This window comes from Pseudoselenomonas ruminantium (assembly GCF_900113715.1).
In the GTDB taxonomy this organism is placed as follows: Bacteria; Bacillota; Negativicutes; order Selenomonadales; family Selenomonadaceae; genus Selenomonas_A; species Selenomonas_A caprae.
The window spans coordinates 51,465-68,925 of the sequence record NZ_FOQK01000018.1 but is presented as its reverse complement, the minus strand read 5'-3'; the positions used below and the strand labels follow the sequence as shown (position 1 = coordinate 68,925).

The window sequence follows — 17,461 nt, the reverse complement described above, 5'->3', positions numbered from 1 at the left end:
TAACAAGCACATCGATGTAATTCGTAACCTATTGCCGGAACAAAGCAGGCTTATCCAAACGTAGCAGCGGGCGGGGGCGGGTACACTTTCTTCGCAGCGGGAGCGATTTGCCCGAACGCAGTGAGGGATGGCCCGCAGTACGTACTTCCTAGAACGATTCGATGTATTGGCGTGCCGCTGGCCTGCCCGGCACATGTATCTAAGTACGTACTAAAGCAGCCGCGCGGGGCATTTAGCGGGAGCGGAGAAAAAGTGCACCCGCCCCCACCCAAGCTGAGCTGTACCGAGTTTGTTTTAACCACGTACGGACAGATAAACTGCAATTTATCTATATCTTTTTGCATCCCGTCTCACAATTCACATATGCTTGACCGGTACCGGCCCACGCGAGAGCGCAATCGCTCCTGTGCGGGCAATCTCCAGGATCTCATACTCTGACAAGACCTCGATGATGCCATCGATCTTGCTCTGCGATCCCGTGAGCTCGACCACGACATCCTCCGGACCGACATCGACGATCTTAGCCCGGAAAATCTCGACAATGTTGATGATATCCGCGCGGTTCTTGCGGCCTGCCTTGACCTTTATCATGACGAGCTCGCGCTCGATGGACTCCACCTTGCTGAGATTGACGATCTTGATGACATCGATGAGTTTCGACAGCTGTGTCACCACCTGATCGAGCTCATTTTCCGACTCGACAGATACGACGATATTGATGCGCGTGACCTCCGGCTCTTCGGTATAGCCAGCCGATATGCTTTCGATGTTGAAGGCGCGGCGGCTGATAAGCCCCGATACATGTGTGAGCACGCCAGGCTTGTTGTCGACCAGGACGGCCAGCAGATATTTCTTCATCATCACTTACTCCCTCCCAGTACCATCTGATCCAGACGTTTGCCGCCCGGCACCATCGGCAGGACATCTTCTTCCTCTGGAATCAGGACATCGATGAGTGCAGGACCTTTTTCCGCCAGGATAGCCGGCAGTCTCGACTCCAGCTCCTCCTTAGCCGTCAAGCGATAGCCCTTGAGCCCCATAGCCTCGGCCAGTTTGACGAAATCGGTCTTGCCCTTGAGCTCGGACTGCGAATAATGATGGTTATAGAACAGGCGCTGCCACTGGCCAACCATGCCCAGAATGCAGTTGTGGACGATGATGACCTTGACATCGATGTCGTTATCGGCAATCGTCGCAAACTCCTGGCAGTTCATCATGATGCTGCCATCGCCTGTGAACAGCACGACCTTGCTGTCCGGCTTGCCGATCTTGGCCCCCATCGCCGCCGGCAGGCCATAGCCCATGGTCCCCTGGCCACCAGAGGTCAGGAAATGACGCGGCTTATAGACGTCAAAGAACTGCGCCGCCCACATCTGATGCTGGCCGACATCCGTGACGGCGATCGTATCTTCATCCGACAGCTCGCTGACCTTCCGGATCAGTGCTCCCGGCTTGATGAGATCACCTTCTTCCCGATAGCTGAACGGACGCTCCTCGCTCATGGCGACGGCATGCTCAAGCCAATCCTTGTACTCTGCTGCAAATGCCCTGCCCGTAGCACTGAGCTTTTCCTTGAACAAGGGCAGGGACCAGCGCAGATCGCCGAGCACGCGGTAATCTGCCACAACATTCTTATTCACCTCAGCCCTGTCGAGCTCAAAATGCACGACTTTGGCCTTCGGCGCAAAGCCGGATACCTTGCCGGTCACCCGGTCGCTGAAGCGCATGCCGATACAGAGCAGCAGATCACACTGCTGGATGGACATATTGGCCGCATACGAACCATGCATGCCCGCAAAGCCTAGGAAGCCCTTATGGTCCGCAGGGACGACGCCCAAGCCCAGAAGTGTCGTCGTCACTGGCACGCCGAGAAGCTGGGCGATCTTGCGCACCTCGCCGGCCATCTCAGAGCCCACGACGCCGCCTCCCACGAACAGCAGTGGCCGCTCAGCCTGCTTGACTGCCTCGACCACAGCATCGATTTCCGCTTCGCTGCCCGTGTATTCACCCGAATAGCCGCGCAGCTGGACCGTTTCCGGATATTCATAGTCGAATTTCGTATCGAATACGTCCTTGGCCACATCAATGACGACTGGCCCCGGACGGCCCGTGCGGGCAATGAAGAACGCTTCCTTGAGGACGCGCGGCAGTTCCTTTACATCCTTGACGAGATAATTATGCTTTGTAATGGGCGTCGTGATGCCAAAGATGTCCGCCTCCTGGAACGAATCCTTGCCGATATAGGGATTAGCCACCTGTCCGGTGATGCAGACGAGCGGAACCGAGTCTGTACAGGCCGTAGCAATGCCCGTGATGAGATTCGTCGCCCCTGGCCCCGAGGTCGCAAAGACAACGCCGACCTTGCCCGTAGCGCGGGCATAGCCGTCAGCTGCATGGACTGCGCCCTGCTCATGGCGCGTGAGCACATGCGGGAATTTCATCTTGTAGACAGCATCATACAGGGTCAGCACTGCACCGCCCGGATAGCCGAAGACGACGTCCACCCCTTCTCTTTTCAGGCTCTCCAACACAGCCTGAGCTCCATTCATCAACACACGAAAGCCCCCTCTAGCATTTTGTTTACAAAGCGTATTTTTGTTTTGCTATATTATACACTATTTGTATACAATATTACAACCAGAAAATACATCTTTAACAAATATGCTCCGAAGGCTTTCAGCAGCGATGGTCACTGGCCAGCACCAGCACACGCACCTCTGCTGCCCCAGCCCGCTTGATTTCCCGGGCACAGGCACCAAGCGTAGCCCCTGTCGTCAAGATGTCATCGACCAGCAGGACATGCTTGCCTGCAAGGCTGGCCGCCGCACAGACAGCAAAGGCACCTTTGAGGTTCTCCCGGCGCTGCTCCGGTGTAAGCTCATACATGGGCAGCGTGGCCTTGACGCGCTGCAGAGCCCGTACCATCGGGACACCATGCACCTGCAGCCATACGGCAAATATCCGCTCCGACTGGTTGAAGCCACGCAGCCGCTCGCGGCTGGCATGCAGCGGCACCGGTACGGCCACCTCACTCCATGCCAATAGCGCCGCTATCCCCTTATCCGCATCAGCGGCGGCCAGCAGCCGGTGGATATAGGGCAAGGCACTCTGCTGCCTCCGGTATTTGAGCCGGCGCAGAAGGTCCCGCATCCCGCCCCGATATAGGCAAAGCGCCCATGCACTGCCGGCAACCGGCTGCATAGGCGCTGGAACTGGCAGCCGCGTTGGCTGACAAACCTGACGGAGACAGGTCTCGCACCAGTCTCCCTTATTCTTGACATATTTATGGCAAAGCGGGCAATGTGCGGGAAAAAGAAACTCCCACAATGCTTGAAACAGATCACTCACCATAACAGCACCTCAATCAATGGCGCTGGAAGAAACCACGCTTGGGACGCTTATGATCCCATACCATGACGGCCTCGAGTACCGAACCGGCAATGCAGCGCGCCTTATCCGAAATCGTAAAGCACTCTTCCTGCCCCATCGTCGGGTGGATATCGGCTACTTTCTGGCCCTTGCGCACGCGTGAACCGCCGTGCAGGGCACCGCGCAGCACACCATCGATCGTCGCCTTGAGCTCAATGACCTGCCCATCGTCTGTGTGCAGATGGGCCACCGATTCGCCCTGCTTGACCATCAACGAGATGCTGCGAAGCATCTCCAGCCGTCCATTCTCTGGCGCAAAGACCAGATGCTCGACATTCTGGCTTATCCCCACCGTGGCATTGTCCAGATTCTGGTCCTTCGAGGAAAAGCCCTCATAGATCAACCGGCCAAGATTATGGCCACGTCCAGTCTCCACTACCACGTCCACATCACGGCCAGCACAGAACCCCGGCCCTAAGGCTACCGTATGTTCAGCCATATCACGCTTGGTCCCCTTGTTCTCATGGGCCACCATCGCATCGACAAGCACCTGCGGTTTGAATCCCCGCACGCATTTGGCCTCCGGATCTTCCAGCATCACGAGCTGTCCTTCCTTCAACCGCCTTTTCGCATCCTCAACATTTTTCGCACGATAGCAGGTGATACGCTCCACGGTCGCCTCACCGCGGTACATGGCCTCCGAATACGCGACACGCCGCCGGGTAGCCGTCGGCTCCGCCTGCTCCAATACCAGCACGCGGAATCCCGTACGGTAAAGCGCGTGGATCACACCACTGGCGATCTCACCGCCGCCACGTACGATTATGAGATGTTTCATTGCGTTTGCTCCCTTTCATTCTGTTCTATATCTTCTCTATTATACTATATCTGCATAAAAGCGCGGCTTATTTTTTACAAAAAAAATATTACATATTTTGTATGAAGTATTGCAATCGTCTGAAAAATATGTTAATATAAAGGCGTAAAGAGGAGATAGATAAGCAAACCAGCAGGAAAGTAGTCCTGGAGGTCGAAAGCTTGCCAGGTGTTTATCCAGCCGAAACAGGCTCTCTTCAAGAACAACCATATCTGGCTATTACGAAAGGATGTGAGTGTTTATTGAAGATATCACGCAGTTACCCTTTATCCCGGACTGACTAGCAAGTGCAGAGGTGAAGAAAACGATTATCCTCAGGACGGAAGCGAGACGTAATGATGGTCAGGTGGCCGCCAGTCGTACTCAGAGTCTGAGGAAGTTGGGAGCACATCGTCGGCGCCACGAGATAAAGCGAGTGACTATCCCGGGTAAATCTTTACGAATCATCTGGAAAACCGTCGAAACTTTAGGAACCCTATCGTTATCGATAACGGCAAGATGACTAACAAGAACGTGTACATGAACCATGGTGTAAGGCACATTGTTTCAGCTGAACATCTACATACGTAGTCAACAAAGTGCGCAGCCTTCCTGCTCGAGACGGAATGTTGCAGACAAATGAATAAGAAGGATCACAACTATCTATGTTTATCAAAGAATAAAGCCGGTTCTCGGAAAAGAGAACCGGCTTTTGTCATGCCTGGACTTTTTCAGCTGTCTTCGTATTCACGAACACGCAGGGTAAGACCGCGCTCTGCGCAGATTTCCCGGCAGCGGGCGATCTCCTCAGGCCCTTCCACTTTGTCGACGATGGTCAGCACGACATTCGGCACATACTGCTTGCTGCGCTCAGCAAAGTCCAGCATAGCCTCATACGACTTGATGCCATACTTGGCCCGCGTGAGCTCATAGTAACGCTCCGCATTGGACGCATTGAGGCTGATGGACACCGTATCGAGTATACCGGCAAAATCTGCCGCGATATCGCGTCCATACTCAAGATTGCCCAGGCCGTTCGTATTGAGGCGCGTCGGCAGATCCGGATGCGTCTTCTTGACATAGTGGAGCAGCTCCACCAAAGTCGCCAGTTCCATGGTTGGCTCACCAAACCCGCAGAATACGACTTCCTTGATATAGTCCCAAGGAACACTGTCAAGCGCCGCCTTGAACTCCGGAAGCGTCGGCTTTTCCTTGAGCCATAGCGAAGATTCCTCAGCCATCTCCTTCATATTGCGCAGACAGAACGTGCAAGCACAATTGCACGCATTGGTGATATTGACATACAGATTGCGCTTGCCTTCCGGCTGCAGGCGCAGGCTGTCTGCCAACGTCATATATTTGCCCCCCGCATGGGTTGCGTATACCAGCATATCACTTCAGCTCCCTTAGATATTCTTCAAACGGCAGGCCATAATTCCAAGGCAGGTTGAGTTCCACCGCATACGCCAAGCATCTGCTGATGAAATCCGCCGCCTTGCGGACCGCCTGTTCGAGACTTTCGCCATTGATGAGACTGCCAGCCACAATGGCGGCAAACGCATCGCCTGAACCTGACCGGTCACCGCCTATCTTCTCCACCTCCAGGACGCTGCCCCGTCCCGCCTCATAGATGAAATTGCGGATGGTATCGCCCTCGCTGAGTCCCGTGATGATGACCTGTGACGGGCCTTGATCCGCCAATGCGCCTGCCATATACTCAAGCTCCTGGTCCGATACCCGTCCATCCTTCGGATAGGGCATCCCCAGCAATTGGCAGGCCTCGGTGAGATTCGGCGTCACCAGGTTGGCATAAGCCAGAAGCTTCCGCATCTCCTCACACATCTCCTGCGTGTACGAGCTGTAAAGCTTGCCATAGTCCCCCATGACCGGATCGACCATGACTCGCGTTGCCGGCTGCTTGAAGCGGCGGATAAAATCAGCCACGATCTCAATCTGGTGCACCGAGCCTAAAAAGCCAGTGCAGATACCATCAAAAGACAGCTGGTTTTTCTCCCAGCTGTCCATGTACGGCCGCATGCGGTCTGTATAGTCATCAAGATAGTGATTGGCAAAGCCGGTATGAACCGACAGGATAGCCGTTGGCAATGGGCATGCCTGAATCTTCATCGCTGACAGCAACGGCAGCTCGACAGTCACCGAGCAGCGTCCGAATCCCGTAATATCATTGACCAATGCAACGCGCTTCTGATGTTTCAACGGCTTTGCTCCCTTCTTCTGCTACCGCCTCAGCGGTTATCGACCTTATCCATGGCTACGAGGTCATGCTCCTCAAAACGATGCCAAGCCAGCTGCTCGTACTTCGTGCCCGGCCGGCCATAGTTCGCATACGGATCGATGGAGATGCCGCCGCGTGGCAGGAACTTTCCCCATACCTCGATGTATTTCGGATCCATGAGCTTTATGAGGTCCTTCATGATGACATTGACGACATCTTCATGGAAATCCCCATGATTGCGGAAGCTTACCAGATAGAGCTTCAACGATTTGCTTTCGACCATGCGCTCACCAGGCACATAGCTGATGTAGATGGTCGCATAGTCCGGCTGGCCTGTTATCGGGCACAAAGCTGTGAATTCAGGACAGTTGAACTTGACCCAATAGTCATTTTCCGGATGCTTGTTCTGGAAGGTCTCCAGGATTTCCGGGCAGTAATCGTAATGATAGTTTACCTTCTTCTTGCCAAGAAGGGTGATCTCTTCAGCGTTCTTATCGCGTGACATTAATTCTTCTCCATGTGTAAAAACTTTTCTTCAAAATTCTCGACGCTCTCCGGATGGCCAAACAGATACCCCTGGATGGAGTCTGCCTGGCATTCCTTCGTCAGCAGCTCATACTCAGCCAGTTCCTCGACGCCCTCGATGCAGCATTTGATGCCGATGCTATGGCAGAGCGAGACAACGTATTTGACCAGACGGCGGTCAAAATCGTTTTCGAGTATTTTCTTGACGAACTCACGGTCAATCTTGACGATATCGCAGGATAGATACTTGAGCGAGGCCAGCGAGCTATAACCCGTGCCGAAGTCATCCATCGCGATGGCCAGTCCTTGCTGGCGGAATTCGTCAAACTGCTTGTTGACAAAGCTCCAGTCCGCAACGATCTTGCTTTCCGTGAGCTCAAGGATGATTGCCTCCGGCGGCATCTCATAGCGCTGCAGGCAATCTGCTACAAACTTCTTGAAAGACAGGTCCTTGACCTGCTCATAGCTCATATTGATGCTGACGCGGAACTCAGGGATCACCTCGCGCCAGCGCTTGCAGACGCGGACCGCCTCCGCAAAGATCCACTTGCCCACGGGGATGATCAGCTTCGTTTCTTCAAGAATGGGAATGAACTCCATCGGCGCCACCATGCGGCCCTTCGGATTCTTCCAGCGCAGCAGGGCCTCAGCACCGATGATCTTCTGCTCGACGGCGCTGACCTGTGGCTGGAAGAACAAGCTGAAACCCGTACAGCCATTTTCGACGCTTTCCCATAGGCTGTCGCGCATCGATATGGAGCGCACCCAGCGGTTGTACTCCTCCTTGCTGAACAGCACGTTGCGGTTCTTGCCCTCGCGCTTGGCGATATCCATGGCCGCCTCTGCATGCTTATGCAGCACCAGGTAGTCCTTGCCCGCCGTGGGATAGAATACCGTACCGCACGAGGCCGTGCAGAAATACTGATGCCCATCGATATCCTGCGGACGCGAAAGCGCACTCTGCACGCTGGCAAAGATCTCGCCGACTTCCTTTTCGCCAGCACCGGGATAGATCACGGCGAATTCATCGCCGTCCAGTTTGAACAGTGTCAAGGCTGGCGGCAGGACATTGGCAATCACCCGTGCTACACGCTTGAGCACCTGATCGCCAAGCAGGCGGTTATACGTCTCATTGACGATCTTGAAGTTATCCAGGCCAAACACCATGATTGCACCGCCATCGCCAGTCGCACGGTATTCTGCCAAAGCCAGCTTGACCGCATGCTCGAATTGATATTTGTTCAGCAAGCCTGTGATCTCATCTGCCTGGTTGCGCTGTGCCATCCTCGACATCATGCCTACAAACATACTGGGCCGGCCCTCACGATCAGCGCCTACCCGTCCACGGCAGCGGATCCATACATATTCACCTTTACGGCTCTTTACGCGATACTCGGCCGCATGCTCAAAGACACATTGCGCTGCCTCAAGATTATGGGCCAAGGCCGCATACTCCTCCCGCTCCTCGGGATGGACCAGCGGGCCCCAATATTGGTCAAAGTTCTCCATAACCTCGCCCGGCAGGTCGAAATCCTGGACAAGATTCGGTGAAACCATGACAATATTCTCTTGTATGTCCGTAAAGAACAAGTAATCATTTGTTGTTTTCTTCAAGAGGTCGAAATAAAACTTGAACCGTTTCAAGCAGGGGCTTAAGGGGATACGATTATTCTTCTTCATACATTTATCATCCTAATTGCCTAAAACCAAACCTCGGGCAACCTACCCACTATATTCCTATCATATACCAAAACAGGACAGGGGGCAAGCCACTTCCAGCGGTAGAAAAAGGGCGCACGCTGCTACGCCCTCCCTTTTTCTCTCCCACAACCTATGTCAGGACTTACTTGAACAACTCGATAAACTTGTTGAGCTGCTCGGCAGCTTTCGTCACCCGCGCCAGATGCGCCGTGATCTCTTCCGTCGAAGCAGCCTGCTCTTCGCTGATAGCACCTGTCGACTCGATGGTATGCGAAATCTCATTGACCGCATTGTTCATTTCCGCCAGCGTCGCCTGGATCTTCTCCGTAGCTTCGCGCGACTGCTCTGCCAGCTTCCTTACCTCCTCAGCCACGACAGCGAAGCCACGGCCCTGCTCACCAGCACGTGCCGCCTCGATTGCCGCATTAAGGCCCAACAGGTTCGTCTGGCCAGCGATATTGGTGATGAAGTCGATGACCTTGAGCGTCTCCGAATTGCGCTCCTGCAGGAACTTCGCCTGCTCGATCGACTGCTGCCCCGATTTCGCCAGCTCGCCCGCACTCTCGGCTACCTGTTCCACGGCCTGATATACCGTCTGCGTAGCTGTGGTAATATCCTCAATCGAGCGGACCAGCGCAAGATTGCTCTCCATATCCACACCAGTGCTGATGGTTCCGATGACTTTGCCACTCACGCCATGGATTGGCGTGAATATAGTCTTGATGGGCACACCATAGACACTCGCATCCTGGTCATCATAGGTAACGCGATCATACTTGATGCATTCCTGGATCGTCGGTATATTGCTGATGGGCATACCCGGTGTGATCTTGATATCAAGCTTTTTGCCCGGTACATAATCGATATACTCGGTAAGATTCGTAAGACCGATGACTACGTCCTCACGAACGATCTGGTTGATATACGGAATCACAACCTTGAATGCCTGCAACACATCTTCATCGGATTTGAACATCTCTGGAAAAGCCATTTATATTCCTCCCTAAAATTTTGTATCCTTTCCTTATTCCTTTAATAGTTCGCGCTATGATAACTGTTTTCCTCTTCTTTGCGCAAAAAAATACCATAAAATGCAAAAACTCCGGCAGAAATCTGCCGGAGTCGGATGAACACAATCTTTATTTGTTGAAAATGTTCTTGAGAGCCTGTTTGTTGACATCGCGGTTAAGCTGCGCGAGATACGTCGTGAGCTTGATGTTCTTCGGGCAAGCCTCGACACAGTTCTGGCTGTTGCCGCAGCTCGTGATGCCGCCTTTTTCCATCAGGGCGTTCAGACGCGTCGGAGCATCGAACTTCCCGAGCGGATGGAGATTGAAGAGATATGCCTGTACCGTCGGAGACGGTCCGATGAAGTCGGACTGCGGACCAACATTCGGGCATGCCTCGAGGCAGCAACCGCAGGTCATGCAATGCGAAATCTCATAAGCGGTCTCAGCCGTATGCGGATTCTGGATAGGTGCATCTTTGACGTCCCAGGTACCATCGACTTCAATCCAACCATGGATGCGTTTGAGACTCTCAAACATAACGGAACGATCAATCAAGAGATCGCGGATAACCGGGAACGTGCGTGCTGGAGCCAGATGGATTGGCTGCTCAAGGTTATCAACCAGCGAGCAGCAAGCCTGACGGGCTTTGCCGTTGATGACCATCATGCAAGCGCCGCAGACTTTCTCGAGGCAGTTGCATTCCCAGACAACCGGAGCGACTTTCTTGCCGTCTACGGTCACCGGATTTTTCTGGATTTCCATCAGGGCGGCAACGATGTTGAGGCCCGGACGATAATCTACTTCGAACTCCTGCGTGTACGGCTTGTCATTCGGGCCGTCCTGGCGTTCGATAACGAGTCTGACTTTCTTCTGTTCTGCCATTCTATTTGTCCTCCCTCATTACTCTTTCTTAGCTACGGCGTAGTTGCGCAGACGCGGCTTGATGAGAGAATGCTCGAACTCACGATAGGAAACCTCCGGCTCGCTGTTAGCAGCATCGAAGGAAACGACGGTCGTGTACATGAATTTCTCATCGTCACGGCCAAAGAATACGAGGTCGTCATTGCCATCATCCGTCATAGCGCGGCCCGTCTCAGCATCGAAATGATATGCGCCGGTCTTCTCGTCGAAGGCCTTCTTCTTCGCATCATCCCACTGCTCATAGTCGGATTTGAGGACGATCTTCGCATGGGCACCACGGCTCTCGTCACGCAGCAGAGCGGACTTCGTGATAGCCATTGCATAGATGATCATATTGCGGAGCTGGCGAACGAACATAGCCTCCTGGTTTGCCCAGTTGCCATGGTCCGTAACGCCGATGTTATCCCAGCGTTTGAGCAGTGCATGGAGTTCTTTCATGCACTGTTTGAGGCCGTTGTTATCACGCTCAACCGATACATATTTGTACATGATATCGCCGAGCTCGTGATGCATCTGATGTGCGTTCTCCGGACCGTTCATATTGCGGATACGGTCGAATTCCTCTACGCACTCTTTGCGAGCTGCCTCGAGCTCTGCCTCCGTGAGGGCATCGCCGAGCTTGCCGCTGCGGGCAAGACGCAGGGACTCTGGGCCGGAGATCGTACCGGAGTACGTAGCCGACAGCAGGGAGTTTGCACCCAGACGGTTTGCACCGTGATACTGGTAGTCACACTCGCCGGAAGCCATGAGGCCCGGGATGTTCGTATGATGCTCACGGTCAACCCAGATGCCGCCCATGGAATAATGGATGGACGGGAAGATCTCCATCGGTACTTTGCGCGGATCTTTACCTACGAAGTCATCATACATCTCGAGGATACCGCCGAGTTTGCGCTCGAGGTAATCAGCCGGGATATGGGAGAGGTCGAGGTATACGCGGTTCGGGTTCTGCATGCCGAGGCCCATGTGGACAACGACTTTGTAGATAGCACGGGAAGCAACGTCACGCGGTACGAGGTTGCCGTATGCCGGATACATATCCTCGAGGAAGTACCAGCGCTCTTTCTCGTGGGTCTCCGGATTCTCGCGGTAAACCCATACGCGGCCACCCTCGCCACGGCAAGCCTCCGACATCAGGCGGTTCTTGTCCGAGCCCGGGATTGCCGTCGGATGGATCTGCAGGAACTCCGGGTTGCCGATCTCTGCACCCTGCTGATAAACAGCCGATACTGCCGAACCGTTGCAGATCGTGGAAGCCGTGCAGCGGCCATATACTTGGCCAGGGCCGCCCGTTGCCAGGATGACGACATCAGCCGGGAACGAAACGATCTCGTTGGAGTTCATGTTCTGGGCAACGATACCACGGCAGATACCATCTTTGTTCTTGATGATCTTGATGAATTCCCAGAACTCATATTTCTTGACGCCACCCTTGACTTCCCAGCGGCGGACCTGCTCATCGAGAGCATAGAGGAGCTGCTGGCCCGTCGTGGAGCCGGCGAATACCGTACGTTTGTTTTTCTGACCACCGAAGTTACGGAGGTCGAGAACGCCTTCAGCCGTACGCGTGAACGGTACGCCCATGCGGTCGAACATCTTGACAAGTTTCGGAGCTGCCTCAACCATGCCTTTTACAGCCAGCTGGTCAGCGAGGAAGTCACCGCCATATACGGTGTCATCGAAATGCTCATAGACGGAGTCATGCTCACCCTTCGTATCCATGCAGGCGTTCATGCCGCCCTGTGCGCACAGGGAATGGGAGCGTTTTACCGGGCAGTAAGAGAACAGGTCTACTTTGCCGCCGCCTTCGCAGATTTTCAGCGCAGCCATGAGGCCCGAAAGGCCGCCGCCTACGACAATAATCTTATTTTCAGGTTTATTAGCCATTGAAATTCTCCTTTACTTTGCTAAGCTTCCACTTACATCACGAAGTAGCTGCCCATGAATACCAGCGTAACCAGGCAGAGAAGAGCACAAAGACCCATGCTGCAAACGCTGATGACGTTCTGGATGCGCGGGCCCTTAGCGATACCCCAGGTCATGCAGAAGGTCGTGATACCATTGCAGAAATGGAAGATAGCTGCAAACATGCCAAGGATATACAGCAGAGCATAGATCGGATGACCGACAAAGTAGCTCTGGAGAAGCTCATAGGAAATCGGCGTGCCGCTGATGCCCTTCGTAAATACACGGAGATAGAATACATGCCATACGAGGAACACAACGAGGAACCATGCCGTCCAGCGCTGGAGCGCGAACTGCCAGTTGCGGATATATCCGAAACGGCCCGGGTTGTTGTTAGCCTGCAGGGCAATGTAAACGCCATAGATGGCATGGAACAGGAGCGGAACGGCAATGCCGAACACCTCAAGACCGAGGAAGATCGGTTTCGGGATGAGCTCCATCATAGCAAGTGCACCATTGAGTGCCGGAGCGCCGCCGAGGGCCATCGAGTTGGTGAAGATATGCTCAAAGAGAACGATACCGAGCACCAGGAGACCCACTAAAGAATGCAAACGACGCAGATAAAAAGTTGTGTGGAACATTCTGTACCTCCTAAAATAATTCCTTTACCCCTATCAGTAGCCTTTCAGCGTACGATACTTCGCCTGGTTCGTCTCGTAAAGGTTATTGCCTTCACAGTCAATGACGACAATAGCCGGGAAATCCTCAACCGTAAGAGCTGCTACAGCCTCCGGGCCAAGCTCCGGGTAAGCGAGGACTTCATACTTCTTGACGGATTTTGCGATCAGGGCAGCGGCGCCGCCGACAGCAGCAAAATACGTTACACCATTCTTCTTCATCGACTCGACAACAGCAGCCGAACGGGAGCCCTTGCCGATCATGCCCTTGATGCCCTGGTCGAGCATCGTCGGCGTATAAGCATCCATACGGCCAGAAGTCGTCGGGCCGCAGGAGCCAATCGGATCACCCGGTTTTGCCGGCGTCGGTCCGAGATAATAAACCATCTGATTCTTCCAATCAACCGGCAGCTCCTCGCCGCGTGCGAGCGCCTCAGTCATAGCCTTGTGCGCAGCATCGCGGGCAGCGATGATCGTGCCGCTGATAAGTACCGCATCACCGACATGCAGCTTGCGGGACATCTCTTCCGTAAACGGAGTCTGGATTTTAATTGGTTCTGCCATTTCTGTTTCCTCCTATCCTCAAATCAAAGCGTACGCGATGCATGGCGCATGGCATGGCAGCAGATCGTTACAGCGACCGGCAGGCCTGCGATATGCGTCGGGCCCCACTCGACGTTGACAGCGAGTGCAGAGGTCGTACCGCCGAGCTGCGGTCCGATACCCGTCTGATTGATGAGTTCCAGGAGTTCGCCCTCGAGTTTTGCGTATTCCGGCATCGGATTGCGCTCATCGATGGAACGGGTCAGAGCCTTCTTGGAAAGGAGTGCGGCACGATCCATGGTGCCGCCGATGCCTACACCGACAACCATCGGCGGGCACGGGTTCATGCTGGCATGCAGGATGATGTCCATGACAGCCTTCTTGACACCCTCAACACCATCGGCCGGAACCAGCATCTTGACGCCGGATTTGTTCTCCGAACCGAAGCCTTTCGGTGCTACCGTGATCTTGAGCTTATCGCCCGGCACGATCTTCGTGTAGATGACGCCCGGCGTGTTGTCCTTCGTATTGACACGATTGAACAGCGGCTCAGCAACGACAGATTTGCGCAGATAGCCCTCAGTATAGCCTTTGGCAATACCGGCATTGATGGCATCCTCAAGCTGGCCACCCGTGATGTGCAGGTCCTGGCCCACTTCGAGGAAGACGATCGTCATGCCAGTATCCTGGCAGTACGGACGATCCTCAGCGCGTGCAATCTCAGCATTCTTGATAATCTGGTCGAGGACGTTCTGACCGACCGGAGATTTCTCCGTCTCACGGCCGCGTTTGAGGCCTTCGTAAACGTCCTTCGGCAGATAATAAGCTGCCTCTTTGCACATCTGTGCTACGGTTTCCGTGATTTGTTTTGCGTCAATTTCTCGCAAAGTAATCCCTCCCATAAATACAACTTATCACACATCTGTGGGTTCATCATAGCACATTTTTTCGCCCCTTTCAAGCGAAAGGAAAAGTGCCGCAAACCCGCATAAATAGTGAACCCAGTTCACTTTTTACCCCAGTTCCCATGGAGACGCGCGTGACAACTATCACATCAATTAGTATATTAGCGATTTACGGGAAAATTCCTGCTGTAATTTTTATTTTCGTAAAAAAAAAATTCGTTTTTTTTATTGCTGGATTATTGCAGAATTTAAAATATTTATATCCGTATAAGCTTCACAACCGGCTCGCAATCAGCCTGCAGCTCCGCCACCATGAATGACCCTTTGGCCGCATCTCGCGGCCGGGCAATACTGCCAGGATTGAGCACCGTGACCTCGCCCGGCTGGATATCCGCGACGTGCGTATGGCCATATATGGCGATATCTGCCTGCTGCGCAGCCGCTGCCTGCACCAGCATATCCGTAGAGAACTGCACACCGTAGAGATGACCATGGGTCAGCAGAATGCGGTGTCCCTCGATCTCCGTCACGAGGGCATCCTCAAGGCTCGTATATGGCCAGTCATTGTTGCCAGCCACCTTCGCCACAGGCAGCTGCGTGACCATCGCCAGATATCCCGCGTCCATGGCGATATCACCGGCAAAGAACCACCCCTCTACCTCCTGGGCTTCCGGATTGGCCAGCATCAGGTCCAGTGCCTGGGTGTCCCCATGGCTATCGCTTACGATTCCGATTTTCATTCCTGTCCTGCCTCCAGCTTTTGCGCTAACACCTTGAGTGCCTTGCCGCGATGGCTGATCTGCTGTTTTTCTGCCAGCGTGAGCTCAGCCATCGTACGGCCCGGATATTCCTGCGGATAGAAATACGGATCATAGCCAAAGCCATTCGTGCCGCGCGGCGTGAGCTTTATCTGCCCATCGCAGCGTCCCTCAGCCGTCAGCACCGCCCCATCCTCATCCACGAAGGCGATAGCACAGCGGTAATCGGCTGCCGATTCGCTGACACCAGCGCGCTGCAGCTCTTCAACCATCTTCGCATTGTTGGTCGCATCATCGGCATGGAAGCCGGCGAAACGAGCCGAATGGATGCCTGGCGCACCATCCAGCACTGCAATCTCCAGCCCCGAATCATCAGCAATGCAGGCACAGCCCGTCTGCTGCTGATAATAAGCCGCTTTGATGAGCGCATTCTCAGCGAACGTCTTGCCATCCTCGATGGCATCTGGCAGCTCGCCGAACTCCGCGAGCGATACGACATCAAACGGCAGCGCGCTGAGCGCCGCCGCCATCTCGCGCACCTTGCCTGGATTCTTGGTTGCAATCACGATTTTCTGCATGGATTTCCTCCCCATTGCTTTCATCCTTCACGGCCGACCAGCCAGACAAGCTGGCCGCCCAGCACATCCTTCTGATACGAAATGAGTTCACGGCACCCCTTCTCGCCAAGCTGCAGCAAAGCGCCAAGTTCCGCATGAGAAAACGGCCTGCCCTCACCAGTACCTTGAACCTCAACGAATTTGCCCTCACCAGTCATAACGACATTCATATCGACGATAGCCTGCGAATCCTCCTCGTAGCAAAGATCGAGTATCGGCTCGTTTTCGTGGCTGATACCGACACTGATGGCCGAAACGAAGTCCTTGACCGGGAAGATGTTGCCTTTCACGTAAAAGGAGGCACAAGCCTCCACCAAAGCGACAAAGGCACCGGTGATCGACGCCGTACGCGTACCGCCATCCGCCTGGATGACATCGCAGTCGATCATGATGGTGCGCTCGCCGATGGCTTTCGTATCGACCACCGAGCGCAGGCTGCGGCCAATCAGCCGCTCGATTTCCTGTGTGCGGCCCGACTGCTTGCCACGCACGGCTTCACGCTGCGTGCGTGTGCCTGTGGCGCTCGGCAGCAGCGAGTATTCGGCTGTGATCCACCCCTCGCCGGTCCCCTTTAGGAAGAACGGCACCCTGTCCTCGACCGTTGCGGCACAAATGACCTTCGTGTTGCCCATCTCGATGAGCACCGAACCGGCCGGATATTTCTGGAAATGACGATGTATCGTATATGGACGGAGCTGGTCCGCGCTCCGCCGGTCTATGCGTTGCATGATATCCCTCCTGTCAAAAAAACCTCCCCCTGCGGGGAGGTTCTTCATCTTCAATTCTTTTCTTGATACTGGCGATAGTTCTTGATGATGCAGATCGGCGTCTTCTGGGAAGCATTGCCGAACGGGTTATCGATCAAGAGTTGTGCAGCCTTCGGGCCATCGACCTTATCCGTGACACCGACCACACGCGAACGCTTGAGGTCATTGACATCGGCGATCATCGCCCCGAAGCAGCCGAGACGCTGCTGGATCTTCTTTACGACCTCATTAGGCTCGCCCGGGCCGTAGACGATGCATTTGTCAAACGGCGGCATCGTGCCCGTAACGTCATCGATCATAGCCGTCTCTTTGCCGCCCCAGACATAGAACATGCCGGACTTGCCAAAGATCTTGGCAATGAAGCCAGCAAACAGCGCAAAGGCCACACGCCACTTGCCCTCGACATCCATCAGCGACTGCATGCCATGGGGCGATGCCAGCGAACCATAGTCGGGGATGAAGCGGCAGCAAAACTGTGCCACGCGGCTGATCTTGAGATCCTCCGGACGTACGTAACGTCCCTGCGTGATGGCCACGACACTCTCTGCGCAGCAGAGCAGATCATTCTCGCCAATCTTGTCTTTCGTATAACGCTCGATTGCATCAACGATATCGTCTTTTTCTGTCAGGATGCGCGTCGGCACCGGGATGAGTTCTAATTCTTCTGCCAT

The 17,461-nt window shown here is 54.3% G+C and carries 18 protein-coding genes; all 18 read right to left on the bottom strand.

Annotated elements, in window-relative coordinates:
• Window positions 1-357 precede the first annotated feature (357 nt).
• Window positions 358-858, bottom strand: a complete 501-nt coding sequence (ilvN, locus tag BM181_RS10225) for an acetolactate synthase small subunit (protein ID WP_075429171.1) — start codon at window positions 856-858, stop codon at window positions 358-360.
• Window positions 859-860: 2 nt separating this feature from the next.
• The gene (gene ilvB / locus BM181_RS10220; protein WP_082336264.1) at window positions 861-2,549 is read right to left on the bottom strand and encodes a biosynthetic-type acetolactate synthase large subunit; all 1,689 of its coding nucleotides are present in this window, start codon (window positions 2,547-2,549) and stop codon (window positions 861-863) included.
• A 127-nt stretch (window positions 2,550-2,676) separates the two neighbouring features.
• On the bottom strand, window positions 2,677-3,351 hold the full coding sequence (locus BM181_RS10215) for a ComF family protein (protein ID WP_075444635.1): 675 nt from the start codon (window positions 3,349-3,351) through the stop codon (window positions 2,677-2,679).
• Window positions 3,352-3,364: 13 nt separating this feature from the next.
• Window positions 3,365-4,207 carry a selenium-dependent molybdenum cofactor biosynthesis protein YqeB gene (gene yqeB, locus BM181_RS10210; RefSeq protein ID WP_075444633.1) on the bottom strand — a complete coding sequence of 281 codons (843 nt, stop codon included), beginning with the start codon at window positions 4,205-4,207 and terminating at the stop codon, window positions 3,365-3,367.
• Between the two features lie 749 nt (window positions 4,208-4,956).
• Window positions 4,957-5,616, bottom strand: a complete 660-nt coding sequence (locus BM181_RS10205) for a TatD family nuclease-associated radical SAM protein (RefSeq protein ID WP_075444631.1) — start codon at window positions 5,614-5,616, stop codon at window positions 4,957-4,959.
• A 1-nt stretch (window position 5,617) separates the two neighbouring features.
• Window positions 5,618-6,442 carry a pyridoxamine kinase gene (locus BM181_RS10200; protein WP_075444629.1) on the bottom strand — a complete coding sequence of 275 codons (825 nt, stop codon included), beginning with the start codon at window positions 6,440-6,442 and terminating at the stop codon, window positions 5,618-5,620.
• A 29-nt stretch (window positions 6,443-6,471) separates the two neighbouring features.
• Window positions 6,472-6,966, bottom strand: a complete 495-nt coding sequence (queF, locus tag BM181_RS10195; protein WP_075444627.1) for a preQ(1) synthase — start codon at window positions 6,964-6,966, stop codon at window positions 6,472-6,474.
• Window positions 6,966-8,666 (bottom strand): putative bifunctional diguanylate cyclase/phosphodiesterase, encoded by a 1,701-nt coding sequence (locus tag BM181_RS10190; RefSeq protein WP_075444625.1) that lies wholly within the window; start codon window positions 8,664-8,666, stop codon window positions 6,966-6,968. The genes queF and BM181_RS10190 overlap by 1 nt, the downstream gene beginning before the upstream one ends.
• Window positions 8,667-8,829: 163 nt before the next feature.
• Window positions 8,830-9,339 carry a methyl-accepting chemotaxis protein gene (locus tag BM181_RS15860; RefSeq protein WP_256211353.1) on the bottom strand — a complete coding sequence of 170 codons (510 nt, stop codon included), beginning with the start codon at window positions 9,337-9,339 and terminating at the stop codon, window positions 8,830-8,832.
• A 487-nt stretch (window positions 9,340-9,826) separates the two neighbouring features.
• A complete protein-coding gene (gene sdhB / locus BM181_RS10180; protein WP_074513728.1) occupies window positions 9,827-10,579 on the bottom strand; it encodes a succinate dehydrogenase iron-sulfur subunit in 753 nt (250 codons plus the stop codon).
• Between the two features lie 18 nt (window positions 10,580-10,597).
• Window positions 10,598-12,505 carry a succinate dehydrogenase flavoprotein subunit gene (gene sdhA / locus BM181_RS10175; protein ID WP_075444621.1) on the bottom strand — a complete coding sequence of 636 codons (1,908 nt, stop codon included), beginning with the start codon at window positions 12,503-12,505 and terminating at the stop codon, window positions 10,598-10,600.
• Window positions 12,506-12,537: 32 nt separating this feature from the next.
• A complete protein-coding gene (locus BM181_RS10170; RefSeq protein ID WP_075444620.1) occupies window positions 12,538-13,164 on the bottom strand; it encodes a succinate dehydrogenase/fumarate reductase transmembrane subunit in 627 nt (208 codons plus the stop codon).
• Window positions 13,165-13,197: 33 nt separating this feature from the next.
• Window positions 13,198-13,764 (bottom strand): Fe-S-containing hydro-lyase, encoded by a 567-nt coding sequence (locus BM181_RS10165; protein ID WP_075444619.1) that lies wholly within the window; start codon window positions 13,762-13,764, stop codon window positions 13,198-13,200.
• 23 nt (window positions 13,765-13,787) lie between these two features.
• The gene (locus tag BM181_RS10160) at window positions 13,788-14,630 is read right to left on the bottom strand and encodes a fumarate hydratase (RefSeq protein WP_075444617.1); all 843 of its coding nucleotides are present in this window, start codon (window positions 14,628-14,630) and stop codon (window positions 13,788-13,790) included.
• A 275-nt stretch (window positions 14,631-14,905) separates the two neighbouring features.
• Window positions 14,906-15,388 carry a metallophosphoesterase family protein gene (locus BM181_RS10155; protein WP_075444608.1) on the bottom strand — a complete coding sequence of 161 codons (483 nt, stop codon included), beginning with the start codon at window positions 15,386-15,388 and terminating at the stop codon, window positions 14,906-14,908.
• Window positions 15,385-15,984, bottom strand: a complete 600-nt coding sequence (gene rdgB, locus BM181_RS10150) for an RdgB/HAM1 family non-canonical purine NTP pyrophosphatase (protein WP_075444606.1) — start codon at window positions 15,982-15,984, stop codon at window positions 15,385-15,387. Before rdgB ends, BM181_RS10155 begins: the two co-directional genes overlap by 4 nt.
• A 20-nt stretch (window positions 15,985-16,004) precedes the next feature.
• Window positions 16,005-16,751, bottom strand: coding sequence for a ribonuclease PH (gene rph / locus BM181_RS10145; protein WP_075444604.1), 747 nt, complete (start codon window positions 16,749-16,751; stop codon window positions 16,005-16,007).
• Window positions 16,752-16,801: 50 nt separating this feature from the next.
• Window positions 16,802-17,461, bottom strand: coding sequence for a coenzyme F420-0:L-glutamate ligase (locus BM181_RS10140; RefSeq protein ID WP_075444602.1), 660 nt, complete (start codon window positions 17,459-17,461; stop codon window positions 16,802-16,804).